At 42.7% G+C, this 18,040-nt stretch carries 13 protein-coding genes; 4 read left to right on the top strand and 9 right to left on the bottom strand.

The genetic code is table 11. The annotated features are described in order from the left end of the window. The first annotated feature begins 976 nt into the window (after window positions 1-976). Window positions 977-2,617 (top strand): methyl-accepting chemotaxis protein, encoded by a 1,641-nt coding sequence (locus FIV04_RS22710; RefSeq protein ID WP_152470719.1) that lies wholly within the window; start codon window positions 977-979, stop codon window positions 2,615-2,617. Window positions 2,618-2,749: 132 nt separating this feature from the next. On the opposite strand, the gene FIV04_RS22715 is transcribed toward FIV04_RS22710, so the two are convergent. From FIV04_RS22715 to FIV04_RS22755, 9 genes are all read right to left on the bottom strand, one after another. Further along, complete coding sequence (locus FIV04_RS22715; RefSeq protein WP_152470720.1) at window positions 2,750-4,630, bottom strand: methyl-accepting chemotaxis protein; 1,881 nt, start codon at window positions 4,628-4,630, stop codon at window positions 2,750-2,752. A gap of 49 nt (window positions 4,631-4,679) precedes the next feature. Then, window positions 4,680-5,633, bottom strand: a complete 954-nt coding sequence (locus tag FIV04_RS22720; RefSeq protein ID WP_152471125.1) for an FAD:protein FMN transferase — start codon at window positions 5,631-5,633, stop codon at window positions 4,680-4,682. A gap of 72 nt (window positions 5,634-5,705) precedes the next feature. After that, window positions 5,706-8,720 (bottom strand): NADH-dependent flavin oxidoreductase, encoded by a 3,015-nt coding sequence (locus tag FIV04_RS22725; protein ID WP_152470721.1) that lies wholly within the window; start codon window positions 8,718-8,720, stop codon window positions 5,706-5,708. A 624-nt stretch (window positions 8,721-9,344) separates the two neighbouring features. Next, window positions 9,345-9,830 carry a nuclear transport factor 2 family protein gene (locus FIV04_RS22730; RefSeq protein WP_172974310.1) on the bottom strand — a complete coding sequence of 162 codons (486 nt, stop codon included), beginning with the start codon at window positions 9,828-9,830 and terminating at the stop codon, window positions 9,345-9,347. Window positions 9,831-9,999: 169 nt separating this feature from the next. Then, complete coding sequence (locus FIV04_RS22735) at window positions 10,000-11,049, bottom strand: nickel/cobalt transporter (protein ID WP_152470723.1); 1,050 nt, start codon at window positions 11,047-11,049, stop codon at window positions 10,000-10,002. A gap of 40 nt (window positions 11,050-11,089) precedes the next feature. Next, window positions 11,090-11,749, bottom strand: a complete 660-nt coding sequence (locus FIV04_RS22740) for a DUF1007 family protein (RefSeq protein WP_253895656.1) — start codon at window positions 11,747-11,749, stop codon at window positions 11,090-11,092. Window positions 11,750-12,036: 287 nt separating this feature from the next. Then, window positions 12,037-12,444, bottom strand: a complete 408-nt coding sequence (locus tag FIV04_RS22745) for a hypothetical protein (protein ID WP_032550735.1) — start codon at window positions 12,442-12,444, stop codon at window positions 12,037-12,039. A gap of 87 nt (window positions 12,445-12,531) precedes the next feature. Continuing rightward, the gene (locus FIV04_RS22750; protein WP_150873119.1) at window positions 12,532-12,738 is read right to left on the bottom strand and encodes a helix-turn-helix transcriptional regulator; all 207 of its coding nucleotides are present in this window, start codon (window positions 12,736-12,738) and stop codon (window positions 12,532-12,534) included. 10 nt (window positions 12,739-12,748) lie between these two features. Continuing rightward, window positions 12,749-13,297 (bottom strand): DUF2975 domain-containing protein, encoded by a 549-nt coding sequence (locus FIV04_RS22755; RefSeq protein WP_150873118.1) that lies wholly within the window; start codon window positions 13,295-13,297, stop codon window positions 12,749-12,751. A 309-nt stretch (window positions 13,298-13,606) separates the two neighbouring features. Here FIV04_RS22755 and FIV04_RS22760 point away from each other — a divergent pair, with 309 nt between their 5' ends. The 3 genes from FIV04_RS22760 (at window position 13,607) to katG (ending at window position 18,010) form a co-directional block, all read left to right on the top strand. After that, window positions 13,607-14,512 carry a 2OG-Fe(II) oxygenase gene (locus tag FIV04_RS22760; protein ID WP_152470724.1) on the top strand — a complete coding sequence of 302 codons (906 nt, stop codon included), beginning with the start codon at window positions 13,607-13,609 and terminating at the stop codon, window positions 14,510-14,512. A 305-nt stretch (window positions 14,513-14,817) separates the two neighbouring features. Then, complete coding sequence (locus FIV04_RS22765; protein ID WP_032550739.1) at window positions 14,818-15,513, top strand: VC0807 family protein; 696 nt, start codon at window positions 14,818-14,820, stop codon at window positions 15,511-15,513. A 295-nt stretch (window positions 15,514-15,808) separates the two neighbouring features. Then, window positions 15,809-18,010: a catalase/peroxidase HPI gene (katG, locus tag FIV04_RS22770; RefSeq protein WP_152470725.1), complete on the top strand. Its 2,202-nt coding sequence runs from the start codon at window positions 15,809-15,811 to the stop codon at window positions 18,008-18,010. Window positions 18,011-18,040 lie beyond the last annotated feature (30 nt).

The raw sequence follows: 18,040 nt of genomic DNA on the forward strand, positions 1-18,040 counted from the left end.
AGATTAGCAAATCATGAATAATTACAGGTATGGGAAAGATGGTGATTATATGGCGCGCGGCAAGCAAAACCGCGCCGGTATAAAGGTGTGATTTCGGTACGAACTAAGTGCAGTTTCATTGGATCAATGCATCGAACTGCGTAACTTGTCACTTCGAGCGAAAGTAAACATCAAGACAAAACAGAAGAGCAGTAAAGCTGATGAGATTTGTAAGGTAAGTAAGCTTTCAGATACTAGAGGTAACGCCAATGAAAAAATGCATAGTGCTACAATAAACAGTTCGAAAGCAGCGCCTATAAGTGAATAATTATGACGAAAAAGTGCCCATCTATAACTCATTGATAACTCCATTATTGAGTTTAGTTAAAAAAAGCGAAGGAGCATGCTCCTTCACTTTTTTCGAGGATGATAAATCACCCCCAAGCTGAGTATGCACTTTACAAAATAACATTGATAATATAAATACTTACAATCAAAAAAATAGACATGACGCATGTTGATACATAGATGTAAATGTAGCATTTCTTGTTACCTTTACAGCAACAGTGAACATTCGTTCAAAAAACAACCGCATTACTCATCATTGACCGTTATAAACCACCCTCTGTTGTATTTTCGGTTTACAAAGTAACTCACCACTTTGCCGAGATTTTAGATCTCATATTCGAATAAACTTTTCTTTTTTCTTTCGAACTAAAGTCGTACAACTCCACGTTATTTTGCTTACAAGAGAGTAGCTTTTCACATTAGCTTTATTAAGGCAAAGTTTGGATAATCTATTATTGTTAACTTCTCGAACAAAGCAAAAATGGGATAAAAAATCTTTGCTAAAAATTACAAATAAACAAATCTCTCAAATATGGTAGCCCGTTTAAGTTAGATGCAGCGAATGTTGTAATAGTGTTAACATGCATCACCAAAAAAAAAAACTACAAGCCACCCTCTACTTCTCTGAGGGTTATAAATGAGGTGTAGCGTGAACTACTTATCAAAGATGACTGTGCGGAATCGCCTAGCTTTTGGCTTTGGGGCCATATTAGCTCTAATGACTCTGCTGACAATTTTGGGGATCCAAAAGGTTAACTCCATCGACAAAACGCTTGCTGAAATTACTGACATAAATTCAGTTAAACAGAGGTATGCCATTAACTACCGCGGCAGTGTTCATGACAGAGCCATTGCCATTCGTGATGTTGCAATCGCAAGAAACGTACAAGAAGTCATGTCGTTCGAAAAAACGATTCGTGAGCTTGAGAGTTTCTATACCGAATCCGAGCAAAATATGGAGAGAATGTTAGCCAGTGGAGCTCCATTCTCTAGCAAAGAGCGTGATATTCTTGCTCGAATAGATGAAATCCAAAAACACACTCTTCCTTTAGTTGAAGAAATCTTGACCGCCAAAAAGGACATGCAGCCAGTAACGGATGTCGTCCTTGATCAAGTCAGGCCGGCATTTATTACATGGCTAGATACCATCAATGAGTTTATTGATTACCAAGAAGCGGAGAACCAAAAACTCACACCTGAAGCAAGAATGGTCGCTGGCGGTTTCCAAAACCTCATGCTAATTCTTACCCTTATCTCTCTCATTGTTTCTGTCGTTATTGGAGTTCTCATTGAGCGCAGCTTCAGAAAATCATTGGGGGGAGAACCATTTGTTGCGCAATCGGCAATTAAGCAAATGGCACAAGGGGATCTCACGAATGTCGCATCCAACGATTATCACGGCAGTATTCTTGATTCACTCTCTGATATGAACCAAAAGATAACCAGCATCGTCAAGAACATTATCGGGGCTTCAAATAGTCTTGCAGGTAAAATCGAGGATGTCTCACAAGGCTCTTCTCAAGTACTAGAATCTGCGACTCACCAAGCGAGATTAACGCGAGAAACGGCTCAAAAGTTGGACGAACTGCGCCACAGTATCGATCAGGTATCCTCTATCGCGACTCATACAGAAGATAACTCAGAGATGACAGTAGAGTTTGCACTTCAAGGTCGTCAAGTAGTGAACGAGGCTGCACTCGAGATGGAGAAGATCTCCGCAACGGTTAACACAACAGTGGAACAAATAGAGCGTCTAGAAGACAGAACGAAGCAAATTGGCAGTATTGTCAACGTAATCAGTGAAATCTCTGATCAAACCAACTTGCTGGCGCTGAATGCCGCTATCGAAGCTGCCCGTGCTGGTGAATCAGGCAGAGGCTTTGCTGTTGTAGCCGATGAAGTGCGTAGTTTGGCTCAAAGAACCGGTGATGCTACCTCTCAGATCGCGACTATGATTAACGAAGTTCAAACCGAAACAGCAGCGTCAGTCGCCGCCATGAATACGACGCAGCCTCAAGTTGAAAACGGTAAAGCGCAGACTCAAAGTGCTTCAGAATTACTTCAAAATATCGAGCAGCAAGCCAATGACTCTCTCAAGAAAGTTAAAGAAGTCGCATTGGCAACGTCAAGTCAGGTAACGGTTGTAGGCGATATCTCAAACGCGATGGGCGATATTTCACAAATGTCTAGCGAGTCAATTGAACATATGCAGAGTAATGATAATGCGACCAATGCATTGAATGAATTGGCTTCTCAGCTCAAGCAAGAAGTCGCTTATTTCAAAGTGTGATGTTAATGGAATAAGCAATATTACGCACATGATAGAAAGGATGCATCCAAGCATCCTTTTTTAACGATGTTTGAAAGTATAAACGCTAAAATATCTGTTTTCGTACGTATGTTTCCAAACGACTCGATAACATTAAACCTTAAAAAATCCCAACTCACTCTTTTGTGTTTCAGCCAGCTTAGCCAATTCAGCAGATGCTTGAAGTGTTTCATTAACACCAGAAACATTTTGTTGTACTAAATCAAATGCTGCAGTTGTATTCTTTGATATGTCTTCAGTAACGCTAAATTGTTCTTGAGATGCTGTCGCAACCATCGCGTTGATGTCAGAAATAGATTCAGCTGACGATTCGATTCGTTCAAACGAGGCCTTCACGTTGTCCGCAAGCTGAACTGATTGTTCAATAAGTTCAACATTATGAACCATATTATTCTGTGCTATCTCTGATTGTTTTTGCAGTTTTTCAATAATTTCTTGAATACTAATTGTTGAATCCTGTGTCTTAGAAGCCAAACTTCTGACTTCGTCGGCAACTACTGCAAAACCACGACCGTATTCACCCGCTCTTGCAGCTTCAATTGCGGCGTTCAATGCAAGTAAGTTTGTTTGCTCGGATATAGAGTTAATAACATCTATAACCGAACCAATATCCATAGCGAACTGTCGAAGTTCATTAACAATATTCGCACTTTCATTTATGGAAGTATCAATAGAACTTGTCAAGGCAATATTTTTTTCTAGTGTTTCTTTACCAGATTCAACATTATCTTTAGCCTTCTTTGCTTCCTCTTCTGCTGCAATGGCTTGTTGGCTTACCTCCAGAGAAGTTGAAGATAACTCATTGATTGCGGTGGAAATTTGTTCAACTTGAGACAACTCTTCCTGCGCATTAAATTTTGTTTCTTTCATAATGACGTTCAGCTCTTCCGAAGCAGATGAAACATTTTCGGAAACAGCATGTGTGTTTTTGATTAACTCTGAAAGTTGGTTAGAAAGTTGGATCAATGACAAATAAATACCGGTTTCACTTCCTGTTTGATTAATCTTCTGGCTAAAGTCACCCTTAGCCATTTGTTGCATCAGATTTGCAATATCGCTTGGAGCCCCGCCAACAGGTTTGAGCACCAATTTTTTAATTGTTATGAGCAAAATAGCTATTGCACCCAATAAACTCACAAGCCCTACAAAAGTTGAAACTATAAACTGATCGTCTGCACCCTTTTCAATCTGAGAGTCTTGAATAAAACTAACAAACTGCCAACCAGTGACATCAAGTTTTGTCCAAAAAGCAGTAAACGCGATTTCGTTACCATTTATATCGGCATTGTAATGCAACTCAGGGTTGCTTGCTCTGAAGTCTTTATAAATCGGGCGCTCCTCATATATGTTCTTTCCACGCAACTCTAGAAAAGGGGCGATTAATATCGTTCCATCTTCTGAATACAAAAATATATCATCACGCGTTGCAAAAGACTCAAGAAACGAATCCAAATAAACAGTCGTAATAACAGCAACATCATCGTCGATTTTATATGCCATTGTAACAACTTCTTTATTTGTTACAGCTGATATAAACGGAGAGGAAAAGTAAAAATTTTCACCTTCATTAAAAATAGCGTGATAATAAGAACGTCCCAGGTCTTTTACGTTGATATTTAATTTATCACCATTTCTATCGTAAATCTCTCCTTGGACATTTATAATATATGACCCTTCAATAAAGCGAGCCTGAGTTCGATAAAGCATCTCTAGTTGCACTATCACCTCGTCGGTTAGTTTGTTTTTCGATATATCAAACTTACTTGCTTTAACTCCAGATAAAACACTTCTGTAACCTTCAACCTTTTGGGATAAGTTTTCCTCAATCGTAGCATTTTTCTCTTGAAGAATTTTCTTATTCAGCTCGATACTCTCGGTTTTAAATGAAAAAAAACTGATCGCTATAAGCGTAACAACAATAATTGAAATGATCGCACCTATTGTTCCCAAAATCCTTATTTTAAACTCTCTCATAAACACCACTTTTTAATATTATATTGATATGAAATTTATTGATTTAACTCTAATTGATAAGCAATATTGTCGAATTTTTAGGTAAATCGATTAATCCATTAGTCATTATCACTTCTCTTTTATCAGATATAATTACAGCTTCAATACCTTTAATTGTATTGAGGTAATCAATTGATTCTAAGGCTGATGAGAGAAAACCTGCCGTGCTCCAAATTTCACCATCAACGGATTCTGAACAGATAATCGTTAGGCTGGCAATATCAGTAGCAATAGGGTAGCCAGTTTTTTCATCCAGTAGGTGGTGATAACGCTTGCCATCAAGTTCAAAAAAACGCTCGTTGATTCCTGATGTCACCATCGACATCCCCTGTAATGGTACAACTCGAATAACTTCACCTCGGTTAGAAAACGGATTTTGAATACCGACATTCCAAGACCCATTACTGTTTTTTGGTGACTGACCAATAGTCAGTACGTTGCCCCCCAAACTAATAAAGCCACTTTCTACATTGGCATCAATCAATTTCTGTTTCACTCTGTCAGCAAAATAACCTTTGGCGATTGCACCTAAATCGATCTCCATTCCTGATTGGTTTAGAAACACCGAATGTTGTTGCTCATCAAGGATAATATTCGTGGGATCAACCAGTGCGAGTTTGGTCTTGATTTCATGCTGAGAAGGGAGTTTGGCGCCTTTAAAACCAATTCGCCACGCTTTAACTAGAGGGCCAATAGCAACGTTAAATGGATTATTCAGAGTTTCACTATGAAGTTTCGCTAACTTAATCAGCTCAAATAGATCAGAGTTTACAGCTACAGGAGCAATACCAGCATTATTATTGACACGCGTTAACTCTGAGTCTGTGCTGTTTGCAGAAAATCTCTCGGTGTAATCCATGAGCTGGAGGTAAGCTTCTCGGATCAGTTGATCACCATTGGGATGGTTGACGACTAAGTCAATAATAGTACCCATCATTTCGAATTTTGCACGGTAGTTTTTCATCATTATACTCTCGCTTAAAGCGCAAAAAGAGGGAAGTAAACACTCCCCTCTCAACCTCTGAGCTAATACTAGTTACAAAAGCTCAGATGCACTTTTGCCAGCAATACGACCGTAGGTAAAGATGTCAATAAGTGCGTTGCCACCAAGACGGTTTCCTGCATGGATACCACCAGCGACCTCACCTGCGGCATACAAACCTTTGATGATTTGACCATCTTTCCCAATTACGCGAGCTTGAGTATCTATTTTTAAGCCACCCATTGTATGGTGAACGGAAGGCTTACGTGGTGTAGCGTAAAAAGGCGCGTTTTCCACTTTCAAACCAAATGCACTCTTATTGAACTCCGGATCGCTGCCTTGCTCTACGTAATTGTTATACTGAGCGATAGTCGTGGTCAGAGTATCGGCAGGCACATCAATTTTCTCCGCAAGTTCTTCAAGGGTATCTGCTTGGATGATGATGCCCTCTTTGATTTCACGTTCAATGGTTTCATCCGAGGTATTAGCAGCGGTTTGACGAATACTCTCATCTGCAATCATATAAACCAGACCACCATTATCAAAGAATGCTTCAGACAATACGTCACGGCTGCCACACTCATCAATAAAACGGTTACCTTGTTGGTTAACGAATACAAAGTTCTCTGGCGGTACAATTAGCCCCGTCAACAATGCACCCGATTTCGGGTCACCGACTGGCATCAATTGTATGAACCCCATACCAACCAGTTCAGCACCAGCTTTTTCGCCGATTTCAAGACCATCACCAACCAGAGCTGGAGAATTTGTGGTCTTAATATCGTCTGCGATCTCTTTCCAGTATGTGTTGTACTTCTTAATCATTTGCGTGTTGGCACCAAAGCCCCCAGACGCAAGCACAACACCGTTGTTCACATGTAGAATCAGCTCGGTACCATCAGCTTGAACTGCTTTGATACCCACAACTTTATCTTCTTCAACAATCAGATCAGTTGCTCGAGTATCTGTAATGATGCGACCACTTTTCTCTTCAATACGTTTTGACAGCTTATCAACAAACTCAACGCCTTTTGGTCGTTTGGGTTTGTGAGCACGACGCCATAAAGCCCCCACAGGTATTTCAACCACGCTGCGGTCAAAATCGATCCCTTTTTCACTCAACCAATCAATTGACTCCATTGCACGAGAAGTCAACGTCTCAACCAGATCGTATTGGCCGTGGATCGCATCACCATTTAGGTCAGTACGTTTACCACCTAAGTATGTTTGAATGCGGTGTAGCTCAACAGAGTCAAATAGGTACTTATTACCCGCTTCTAAATCAGTGAAGTAATTATCGAGCTGAGATTTAAGCGTTCTAAAGTCAGCGAGGTATTCATCAACAAATTCAGATTCTGGCGTGTTTGCCAACTGCATTAATGTCTCTTTTTCGCCCGGTAGTGCCGCGAAATCACCTTGCCATTCTGGCTCCGCGGCATTAACCCAACCACCAGTACGCACGGTGTTGCCACCAATTGCAGGGAATTTTTCTAGCAAAATGACGGACTTGCCTTTATCGAGCGCAGTCAGTGTCGCACTTAGGCCAGCACCACCACCACCGACAACGACGATGTCCACGGTTTCTTCGATGGTTTTAGAAGACCATTTGACTGCTTCTCGAGCTTTGCAACGTAATGCTTCAGAACTACCACCCGCGAGGTCAACCGCATTCGATACGCCATCAAGTACCGCCTGACTACTTACGGTCGCCCCTGAGATGACATCAATATTCAATGTCTGGCCACCTAGAATCTGTTGAGGGATGCGCTCAAATGCTGGGTTAGCAATACCGTCAGACTCTTTAGATGAATCAACCACAATTTCTAGGATTTTATCTTCAGAGAAGGTGACTTTTACCGGTAAATCATCATTGTGGCCACGGCCATAAGCGGTGTATTCGCCTGGATTAAATCTGATAGGCACATTTTGCAGCTCTTTAATGCGTTGGTGCTTAAGAGCTTCAGCCGCACTATCGATGATCATGTAATCCATGATTTCCCATAGCGGTGTTGGGATCGTCAATGATTGTTGCTGAGCAATGTCAGCAAATTCTGCACATGCTTCATCTTTGAGTGCTTTGCTTGCCCAAGTCGGTTCAACCAAGAAACCTTTACCTACCGCAGTAAGGTCATAGCCTTGTGCCAGTGCTTTATCCGCATCGCTACGTTGTGCAATACCGCCAACACCAATCACAGGGACTTTCGCCAAGTTTTCAGATTGAAGTTTACGATACTTATCGATCAATGGTTCCAGATCTTCTGGCGTAACAATAGAGTTGCGCAGCCAGCTACCCATTGAAAAATGGAGATAATCCAAGCCGCGAGTTGCTAGTTTATCGAGCAAGTACATGGTGTCATCAAAGCGGATACCTGGCTGTTCGATCTCTTCAGGTGAGAAACGATAACCAATAATGAAATCTGCTCGGTCATGCGATTTAACCACTTGTTTGGTTTTCTCTAGAACAGCAAGTGGAAACGTCGTACGCTTTTCAATATCACCACCCCATTTATCGCTTCTGCGGTTTGAGTGAGGGGAGAAAAACTGCTGAATTAGGTAAGTGTTAGCACCGTGAATTTCAACCCCATCAAAGCCTGCCAAAATGGCTCGATTAACGGCGTCGCCAAAACGCTCGATCATCGCCTCGATCTGTTCATGGGTCATCTCTAGCGGCGTTTCTGCGTTATCACGCAATGCTGCAATCGGACTTGCCGAAATAGGCTGATGACCGCCATTAAATTCAGGATTTGCCATGCGACCAGCATGGTAAATTTGCAAAATTGCTTTAGAACCTTGGGCTTTAATCGCATTGGCAAGCTTAGTTAAACCCGCAACTTTGCTGTCAGTATCGATGCCCAAAGCGCCAGGGAATGCTCGGCCATAGTTTTCTACAAATGCACTTTCAACAATCACCGCACCCGCATCGCCAGATCGCGCTGCGTAGTAGTCGATCATCTCTTGAGTAACGCCACCATCAAAGTAGGCCGATTGGATCGTCATTGGAGCCATTACGATGCGGTTGTGCAGCGCGGCTCCTGATTGCAAGACGATGCCTTCATTTAAATCAGTCATAGATTGTTTCCTTTAAACAGATTAATTCTCATATCAAAGCATCCTCAGTGCGCACGTTGCACGATAGGGTTTGATATAAAAACTGTGTCAATTACGAATTTGATAGTTGTAGAAACTAGATGCATCGACAACAAGTCAAATACCAAACAGCATATAACCCCGTGAATATTATGGAATTAAATATATGAGTAAAATGAATTATTTACATCCTATACATTACAATTACGCATAGACGATGCTAACCTTCGAACATCCATATGGTGCATTTTGTTTTCCAAAAGATTCGTTTTGATCCTAAAAGCAATATGCTTGCATTTATTGGTAAAAACGAGACTGGGCGTTCCGCCAACACAAGTAAGTTTATGGATTACTTATATGGAGGTTCCAACAACTTTAGTGTTAGACGTATTGAGCGGTTTCAAAAGACGGGGGTATAACAAAACGGAGAAAACTCAAGAATTTATCTAGGCAAATTGCCCCTCCTGTGACGAAGGCAAGTTACTTGTTCTAAGGTTGGCCACCCAAATGTCCGAGAAGCAATATTTCAATCGTTCTTATTGATCATGGCAAAAAAAAAGGATTGGTAGTCATACCAATCCTTTTTTATTCAATCGCTGAAATCAGCTACTTCCAATCAGTGAGGTCGCCGACATACTCTCTGTATTCAACGATCTTGTCGTTTTCAAATCGAAAGCCGATCATATGACTGCCAACATAATCTTTGCCGTAGAAGTGACCTTTGGCTTCATCAGCAAAATAGTACCAGTCATCAATACCAAACCTCTGATTACGCACACTTTCATGAATGCGATTCTTCATTTCAATATGGTGGTCAATCCATAGGTTGATGTTGTTATAACCTTCTTTGCCCAAGGCTCTACCTTTGAAAGGGCCATCTGGAAACTGAAAAGTCAGGTCATCTTTTTTCAGCATGTCTCTAAACATATCCCAGTCGCCTGTCGCCCAGCCTTCAAAAAATGCTTCCTCAGCCGCCATTCCAAGTTTGCAGACTTGCTTATTATTACAACTAGGCGCTGTATTGGCATGGGCAAACATCGTAAACGACGAGATAGCTGCGGCGATAACGTATTTATTGATACTCAAAATCATGATCATTCCTTGTAAAGATAAGCGTTGGTTAACGCAGATCGACACTATTGAACAAGCATGAAATTGGAACAAGGCACAAAATGACAACACTCTTTTGTCTAAAGTACCAATATGCTAAATGGCTAAACCTGCCTCACAGCACCATTAGCCTGACGATATAAACCAAAAGTTACATCGTAAAGACAGGCGACATTCCGCTCTCTTGTCCATTTAGAAGTAGAGTTCCGATAACGATTAGTAGCATTCCACCAAACAGCTGCAAGTAATGGCCGGCAACTTTCCATGTTTCGTTAGCGTTTTTATTACCTGCCGATAGATAACGTTTTACTAAGTGTTTTCCAGTAAGCGTCATTATGGCGATCAGCGAAGTGGTCAACGCGGTACCGACAGCCATCGCCAACGCACTCAATACGCCCATCCAATACATACCAACAACATTGGCAAATAGCAGTACCATAACCGCACCAGTACACGGTCTTACGCCGATAGTAACGATAATTCCGGCATATTCTCGCAAGGTTGAAGCTTTATTAATTGCTTCTGCATCTGCTACATGCTGATGACCACATCCACAGTCTGCGTGATGAGTATGAGTTACCGGCTTTTGAATACTGATAGAGTTTAAGGTTGGTGCTTGCATTGTTAACGGTGACTGTCCACTCGTCGCCAGGCCAGTAATGGCTTTCACTTTGAGTTTAGGTTTACGCATAGTTTGATAGATGTTGCGCAGCGCTTTCCAACAGATCAAAGCCCCAACAGCAGCAACCAAAGCAAAGCTCAATAAAACAAACATATTTGCTTTATCATTTACGACGCGCATTGAAGCGTTGAAGCCCCAAATCAATACACTAACCAGCAGAATCGCAACCAATGCCTGCAGTAATGCGGAAACGACAGTAAGCACCAAACTCGCTTTAGCCTTTGTGGGGTGTGTTGCTAAATAGGTCGAAACAATCACTTTGCCGTGTCCAGGTCCCAGTGAATGAAGCATACCGTAAACAAAGCTAAAACCAATTAAGTAACTCCCTGCAGCCCATGGTGAAGACTTTGCTTCATAGAGCAAATCAGCAAGTTGGGCGTTTACTTCTCTTTGCCACTGAATACTTGATAACACCAAAGACGGCCACATTGTCCAAAGTTGGTAGAGACCAACAATAACAAGCAGTGCTGCGCCGGCACCGATCAGGCAGTGGTTCGTTTTGAATTGACTTTTCTGCATTGGATTAGAACCTATGATTGTTCATTTATAACCAACAACATCACTGAGAATCGGTGACTGTGGCACAATTAAGTTTAATGGTTTGAGTAAAAAGCTGGCCTAACGTGTTATCAGGATCGGCATCAACCGATAGCGACATTGCGTAGCTCATCTGTTCTGGGGTTGGGTTAGGTTCAACTAGATTCAGTGAGCACTGCCTTTCCAAGTCAGGAGACAAGCTGACATCGCTCCGAGAGTCCCACGACATATCAACAAAGTAGCTCGGGTCAAAAATCAATAGGCGCAACGTATCTCTCGTCACCGCCTTAGGCTTAGACAGTGGTAGATCGAAAGTCATCACAAGTTTCGCTTTATCTCGCTTAAACTTAGCGTTCTCAGCTATGGCGTATTTTATTGGCGTTTCACCATCATAAAAGTAAGTGAAGTAATGCTCATACATCATGTTGTCTATCACTGATGACGCAAGTTTCTTAAAGGTCTCTTCTTCACTCTCTGCGGCTATGTCTTCACCATCCAGCATGTACATAGAGGTCATGGCGTCAAACGACCACTCCATCGACAGGCCGGTGATCATCCCACTCTCCCCTTTTATATGGGTTTTCATTTCAATCCAGGAGTGGGGGTGAGCTTGTAAGCTGGGAGCCAAAAAGAGCAATGCAAGACAAGAGAAAGCTACTCTTTTAAGGCGAGCATTCAACAAACGATTGATGAAGCGAGGCGCTATGTGCAGAAAGGAATAGATAAATAACAGGTAAGATTTCATGGTTAACATTTACGGCTTTACATATTGTTATAATATAACAACCAAAGCCATGTTCACACCATTCATTCTCACGCGAAACGTAACGCTATATGACAAAGTTGACTTTATTCGAAAGACCAAAACTAAAAAAGCCACTGATTTATCTTAACGTTAGATAAATCAGTGGCTTTTCGAATCATTAAAGTGTGGAGCTCGCTTTGAAACCAGCATCAATTACATTGAAGCTATCGTTTCTTACCCTGCTGTACTAATTTCTCATGCCAAGCAGTACTTCCATCTCGCTTGCTCACTTCATATTCGGCACAGAATTGAGAGATGGTCATATTGTTATCTCCCGTTGCTAACTTAAGCGCCAATTGAACTTGTTGAAGCTTACTTTGCAATCGTAAAATTTGTCCTGCGTTTGGACTTTTTTCTTTCGCATATTTCAGCGCTGCGTGTTTACGTTCCGCCGCACCTGCTCTTCGGTCTGCTTCGCCTAACAGAAACTTTAGCTGACCAATCGTTTTACCTTTCTTAAAAGCAGGTTCAAGCAGCTCAGCGCATTCGTCGAAACTCGGGTTCTCAACATATGGGTCGATTTTATGAGCTTGTTGGCGCATCCACTCTAGCGCTAATTCTTCGTCTGACATCATGAAACCTTGGCGAACAAAAGAGGCATATAGTATCGCTCATTAAGGCTGGGCTGCAACATCGGATTGTAGCCCAAGAAACCCTCTTTAAGTCGTTTGGTAGACGATGATGTCCCCGGGTTGGCACTCTAAGACTTCACATATCTTCTCTAACGTACTAAATCGTATCGCTTTCGCCTTACCATTTTTTAGAATCGATAGATTCTGTTCACTGACGCCAACCTGTTCAGACAGCTCCTTCAAACGCATTTTGCGTTTTGCCATCATTACATCAAGGTTAATAACTATGTTCATGCTTCGCGCCTTAGATGGTGTGTCTTTGCTCATCAGCAATTTTTTGAGCTTCATTCATAACGTATGAAATAACCAATACAATCATTCCACAAAACAGTGTAACAACATCTAAGCCTGTAAAGCTAATAGATAAAATGCGTTGCCCTGGAGGATTGTTGAAACTCAGAACCACAGAAATGAGACCACCATAAACAAGCCCCCCAAATGCCCAGTAAAAGAAACTCAGCCCTAACTTGCGGTAATACTTCACCGTCTCAACAGTAAACACTTCACTCGCTTCATAACTCTTAAATAGCTTGGTTAAGATCAGAAGCGCGTAGAAGATAACACCACACGGAAGAAGACTCACAACTAACGCCCAAAATCGAGTCTCGATGGAAAGCGGTTGAGATGTGTAGCTCGATATATCGTGACTGAACTGAATAATGCCTGTCGTCGTTAAGAAGTCCCAAGGTGTTTGGACAAATGCCCAAAAGTAGACCACTGACAGTGGAAGCAACAGCATTAGGGCTTGCAAAACCACTCTGATGTTTCGGCTGTATCTCTGAATTTCTTTCATATGAACTCTCCAACATATTGATGTGTCGGCTTGATTATAGTCAGCGATAGCAAAGAAACAATAAAAATTTATCGTTTATCATTAAATTTAAAACCCAAAACGATAAGAAAATGAGCTAAAAACAGGAAGTTGGCAAATACACTTCGACCAAAAGCAAGTAGGTTAATTTATGGCTTAATCAACCCTCAATTGATTATTGAAGCCATTTTTCAACAATTTGTTGATAGTGTTTCTTTATTGGGCTTATTTATCTACGAAATGAGAAGTAATAAGTTCGTTCCATAAGAAGACGGAATAGGAAATGGAACGATGACACTGAACCAATTACAACAAGCTCGCGACGTACAACGCCCAACCCGAGATTCAATGTTAAAGAGATCACCTGAAGTCCACGCATTTTGGAACAGCAATAGAGCACTCTTTGAAAACGCATGGAGCGAATGGGAAAAGAGTCAGGACTTAGCGCCATTAACGGAGTTACTTATCGACCACAAATTGCGTGATGCGATCAATAATTCTTGGGCTGACCCAGCAAAAGAAAACTTAGTTAAAGAGTTGATAAGCGAAGTAGCACCTGGCGTTTTCAAGTTTCAATTCTTTGATATTGATAGCATCAAAGAACTTCGCAACTACTTTTCATCAGCGGCGAGCGCAAACATCCCGCTAAGACCGCCTTACGGCATTGCATTAAATCGAGGTGGCGCAATGTTGGACGCACGTTCAGAGGGGTTCTTAGCCGCACCAAACTTTCAAACGTTCTATCGTGAAATACTAGATAAGTACATGAGACCGATCGCCCGGCTTCTGTTCCCTGAAATAGTCGGGTACGACGCACAAACATTCGGTTTTTCAATTCGATATGAACCAAACACGGATACTTCTTTGAGAATGCATACTGATGCGTCTTCGGTAACGATGAACATCAACATGAACCTTCCTGAAGAAACCTTCTCAGGTTCTGAAGTCAGCTTTTATGACCCAACAACCGGAGGGTTAGTTGACCAAACCTTTGAACCGGGCGTAGCGTTGATCCATAGAGGTCATGTACCCCATGCAACTCACCCAATCACTCAAGGTGAACGTTCAAACATAGTGTTGTGGTTATATGGAAATCGTGGGCAAATATCGATGCAGGATGCGAGCTATACATCTATCGATGCCGCCCAGCGTTGGACCACTCCTACTGACAAACTAGACGCATTTGCTCCTTTTTAACCGAACATCAGAGAGTTAGCGAATTGCAGTGGTTTCACTTTTTAGAGGTTGGACGGCCTATATAGTAAAAAACCGTGTCCAGCTGACCGAAAGGAAATATAGAGAATGAAAGCCACTGTATTCGCTTCTCATAACAACTTTTGACCCTGTATCCTTGCCTGACTCTCCAGTTTATGGCTCAATGGCGACAAATATTTCATAACTCGTTACACAACACGACGCATGAACACTTTACATCTGCTGCCATGCAATCGACACTTCTAACGAAGTAACTAGCAGCGATATAACAGAGTCAATAAAGCATTATGAACAACACGACCGAAAAAAAGTCGAATCCCCTATTCGAGATCCTTTTTAACGTATTTATCCCATCTTTTATCTTGATGAAGTTTAGCGGTGAAGAACACCTAGGCACCGCCATGGCACTGGTTGTTGCCTTGCTGTTTCCTGTCATTTACGGTGGCATGGATCTTATCCGTAACAAGAAGTTCAATTTCATCGCAGCTCTTGGTTTCATCAGCGTTTTATTAACGGGTGGCATTGGTCTACTTGAGCTAGACACTCGTTGGTTAGCACTTAAAGAAGCCTTGATCCCGGGGCTTATCGGCTTAGCGGTATTGGGCTCAACCTTTACTCGCTACCCATTGATGCAAAAGATGCTGCTTAACGACAGCGTGCTTAACTTGCCGCTCATCAATGAACGTCTTGAAGCCAACGGTAAAAAAGAAGCCTTTGATCGCTGCTTGATGTCTTCAAACTACCTATTCGCAAGTACGTTCGCTTTCTCTTCAGCAATGAACTACTTCTTAGCGACGTGGATTGTGACTAGCCCTGCTGGCACAGCAGCGTTTAACGAAGAGCTAGGCAAACTCACTCTTTACAGCTACCCAGCGATTGCAATCCCAAGCATGCTGATGATGTTTGGTATTTTTTACTACATCTGGCGTCAAGTGCGCGCAATGACTCACTTGGAAACCGAGCAGATCTTTCACACTAAGTAACGGTTTCGGCTAAACAATAAAACGCCTCAAACGGAACAACTCGTTTGAGGCGTTTTTTTCCAAATCAAGCACCCCAACTCACCTGCCGACCATCCTTCCTAAAAGAGATCAATAGGATTTTTCTATCAAAGAAATAGAAATAAGTGATCTGCTTTTTTCCTGCTTTGATGCCATTCTTAAAACACAACGATATAGACCATAGTTTATAAATGGTTATCTCAGCGCACCAACAGATTTAGCTCATCGCTAAGTGGAATTGGAGAGCGTTTAACTGTGTCACAATCAGGAGATAGATATGCACGGTGAGCAAAATGGTAATGGGGGCAAGTGCCCTGTAATGCACGGCGGGAATACAACCCTTGGTGGTAAAGCAACGAAAAACGTCGATTGGTGGCCTAACCAATTGAACCTAAAAATCCTCCACCAAAACGATACTAAGTCGAACCCGCTTGATGAAGACTTCAATTACGCTGAAGCGTTCAAAGCGCTGAATCTCAAAGCTGTTAAAGCCGACCTTGAAGCTCTGATGACAGACTCTCAAGATTGGTGGCCTGCAGACTATGGTCACTACGGCCCATTCATGATCCGTATGGCATGGCACGCAGCGGGCACATATCGTACTTCAGATGGACGTGGGGGCGGTAATACAGGTAACCAACGCTTTGCACCACTCAACAGTTGGCCAGATAACGGCAACCTAGACAAAGCACGTCGTCTTCTTTGGCCTATCAAGAAAAAATACGGCAACAGCCTTTCATGGGCAGACTTGTTTATCCTAGCGGGTAACGTGGCAATCGAATCAATGGGTCTACCTACCTTCGGTTTCTCTGGCGGTCGTCAGGACATTTGGGAACCAGAAGAAGACATCTACTGGGGTGCTGAGAGTGAATGGCTGGGTGACGAACGTTATTCCGGTGACCGTGAGCTTGAAAAACCACTGGCAGCCGTGCAGATGGGTCTAATCTACGTAAACCCAGAAGGTCCGAACGGCGAGCCTACTATCCTGGCATCAGGCAAAGACATTCGCGATACTTTCGCTCGTATGGGTATGAATGATGAAGAGACCGTTGCTCTAGTCGCAGGTGGCCATACTTTTGGTAAAACGCACGGTGCTGGCCCTGAATCAGCTATGGGTCCAGAGCCAGAAGCAGCACCACTTGAAGAGATGGGCTTTGGTTGGAAAAACAGCTTCGGCAGCGGCAAAGGCGACGACACAACCACCAGCGGCATTGAGGGCGCTTGGACACCAAACCCAATTCAGTGGGATAACGGCTACTTCGACATGCTATTTGGTTACGACTGGGATCTAGTGAAAAGCCCAACAGGTGCGTGGCAATGGGAGCCGATTGGTGTGACTGAAGATCACATGGCACCGAAAGCCCACGACGCTTCTGTGAAAGTGAAAACCATCATGACCACGGCAGATATGGCGATGCGCATGGACCCTATCTACGGTCCGATTTCGAAACGATTCCATCAGAATCCTGAAGAGTTTGCTGACGCATTTGCCCGCGCTTGGTTCAAATTAACGCACCGTGATATGGGTCCGAAGAGCCGCTACTTAGGTGAAGAGTCTCCAGCAGAAGATTTGATCTGGCAAGACCCATTACCAGCAGCAAACTTTGGTGCACTGTCAGACAGTGATATCGCAGAATTGAAACAAACAATTCTAGCAACTGACCTAACGGTATCTGAACTGGTTTACACAGCGTGGTCTAGTGCATCGACATACCGAGGTTCAGACTACCGCGGTGGTGCAAATGGTGCTCGTATCCGTTTGGCTCCTCAAAAAGATTGGGAAGCAAACCAACCAGAACAGCTAGACAAAGTACTGAGCAAACTCGAGTCCGTTCGTTCTGCTTTCAACACCAATGACCGTGGTATCTCTATTGCTGACCTGATCATTCTAGCGGGTAACGCTGCAATTGAGAAAGCAGCACAAGATGGTGGCTTTGACGTAGAAGTACCTTTCTCTGCCGGCCGCGTTGATGCCACAGATGAGCAAACAGACGCTGAATCTTTTGCAGTTTTAGAGCCAGAAGCGGATGGTTTCCGTAACTTTGCGAAGAAGCTATTCACTGTACCAGCAGAAGAGATGCTTCTTGATAAGGCACAACTACTTGGTCTATCAGCACCAGAAATGACAGTACTTATCGGTGGTCTACGTGTACTAGGCGCGAACCACAACAATACGCCTCATGGTGTGTTGACCGATAAGGTTGGCGTTTTAAGCAATGATTTCTTCGTAAATCTTGTTGATATGGCGACTGAGTGGAAACCTGTTTGTCCAAACAACAGCGCTTACTTAGGTACAGACAGAGCAACGGGTGAGAAGAAATGGACAGCAACTCGCGTTGACCTAGTCTTCGGTTCTAACTCTCAACTGAGAGCACTCGCTGAACTTTACGCGTGTGACGATGCGAAAGAGAAGTTTGCAAAAGACTTTATCGCGGCATGGACGAAAGTCATGAACGCAGACCGTTTTGACCTGAACTAAGGTTTAGGCTCAGAAAAACAAAGGGTAGCA

The organism is Vibrio sp. THAF190c (genome assembly GCF_009363355.1).
Classification (GTDB): Bacteria; Pseudomonadota; Gammaproteobacteria; order Enterobacterales; family Vibrionaceae; genus Vibrio; species Vibrio fortis_A.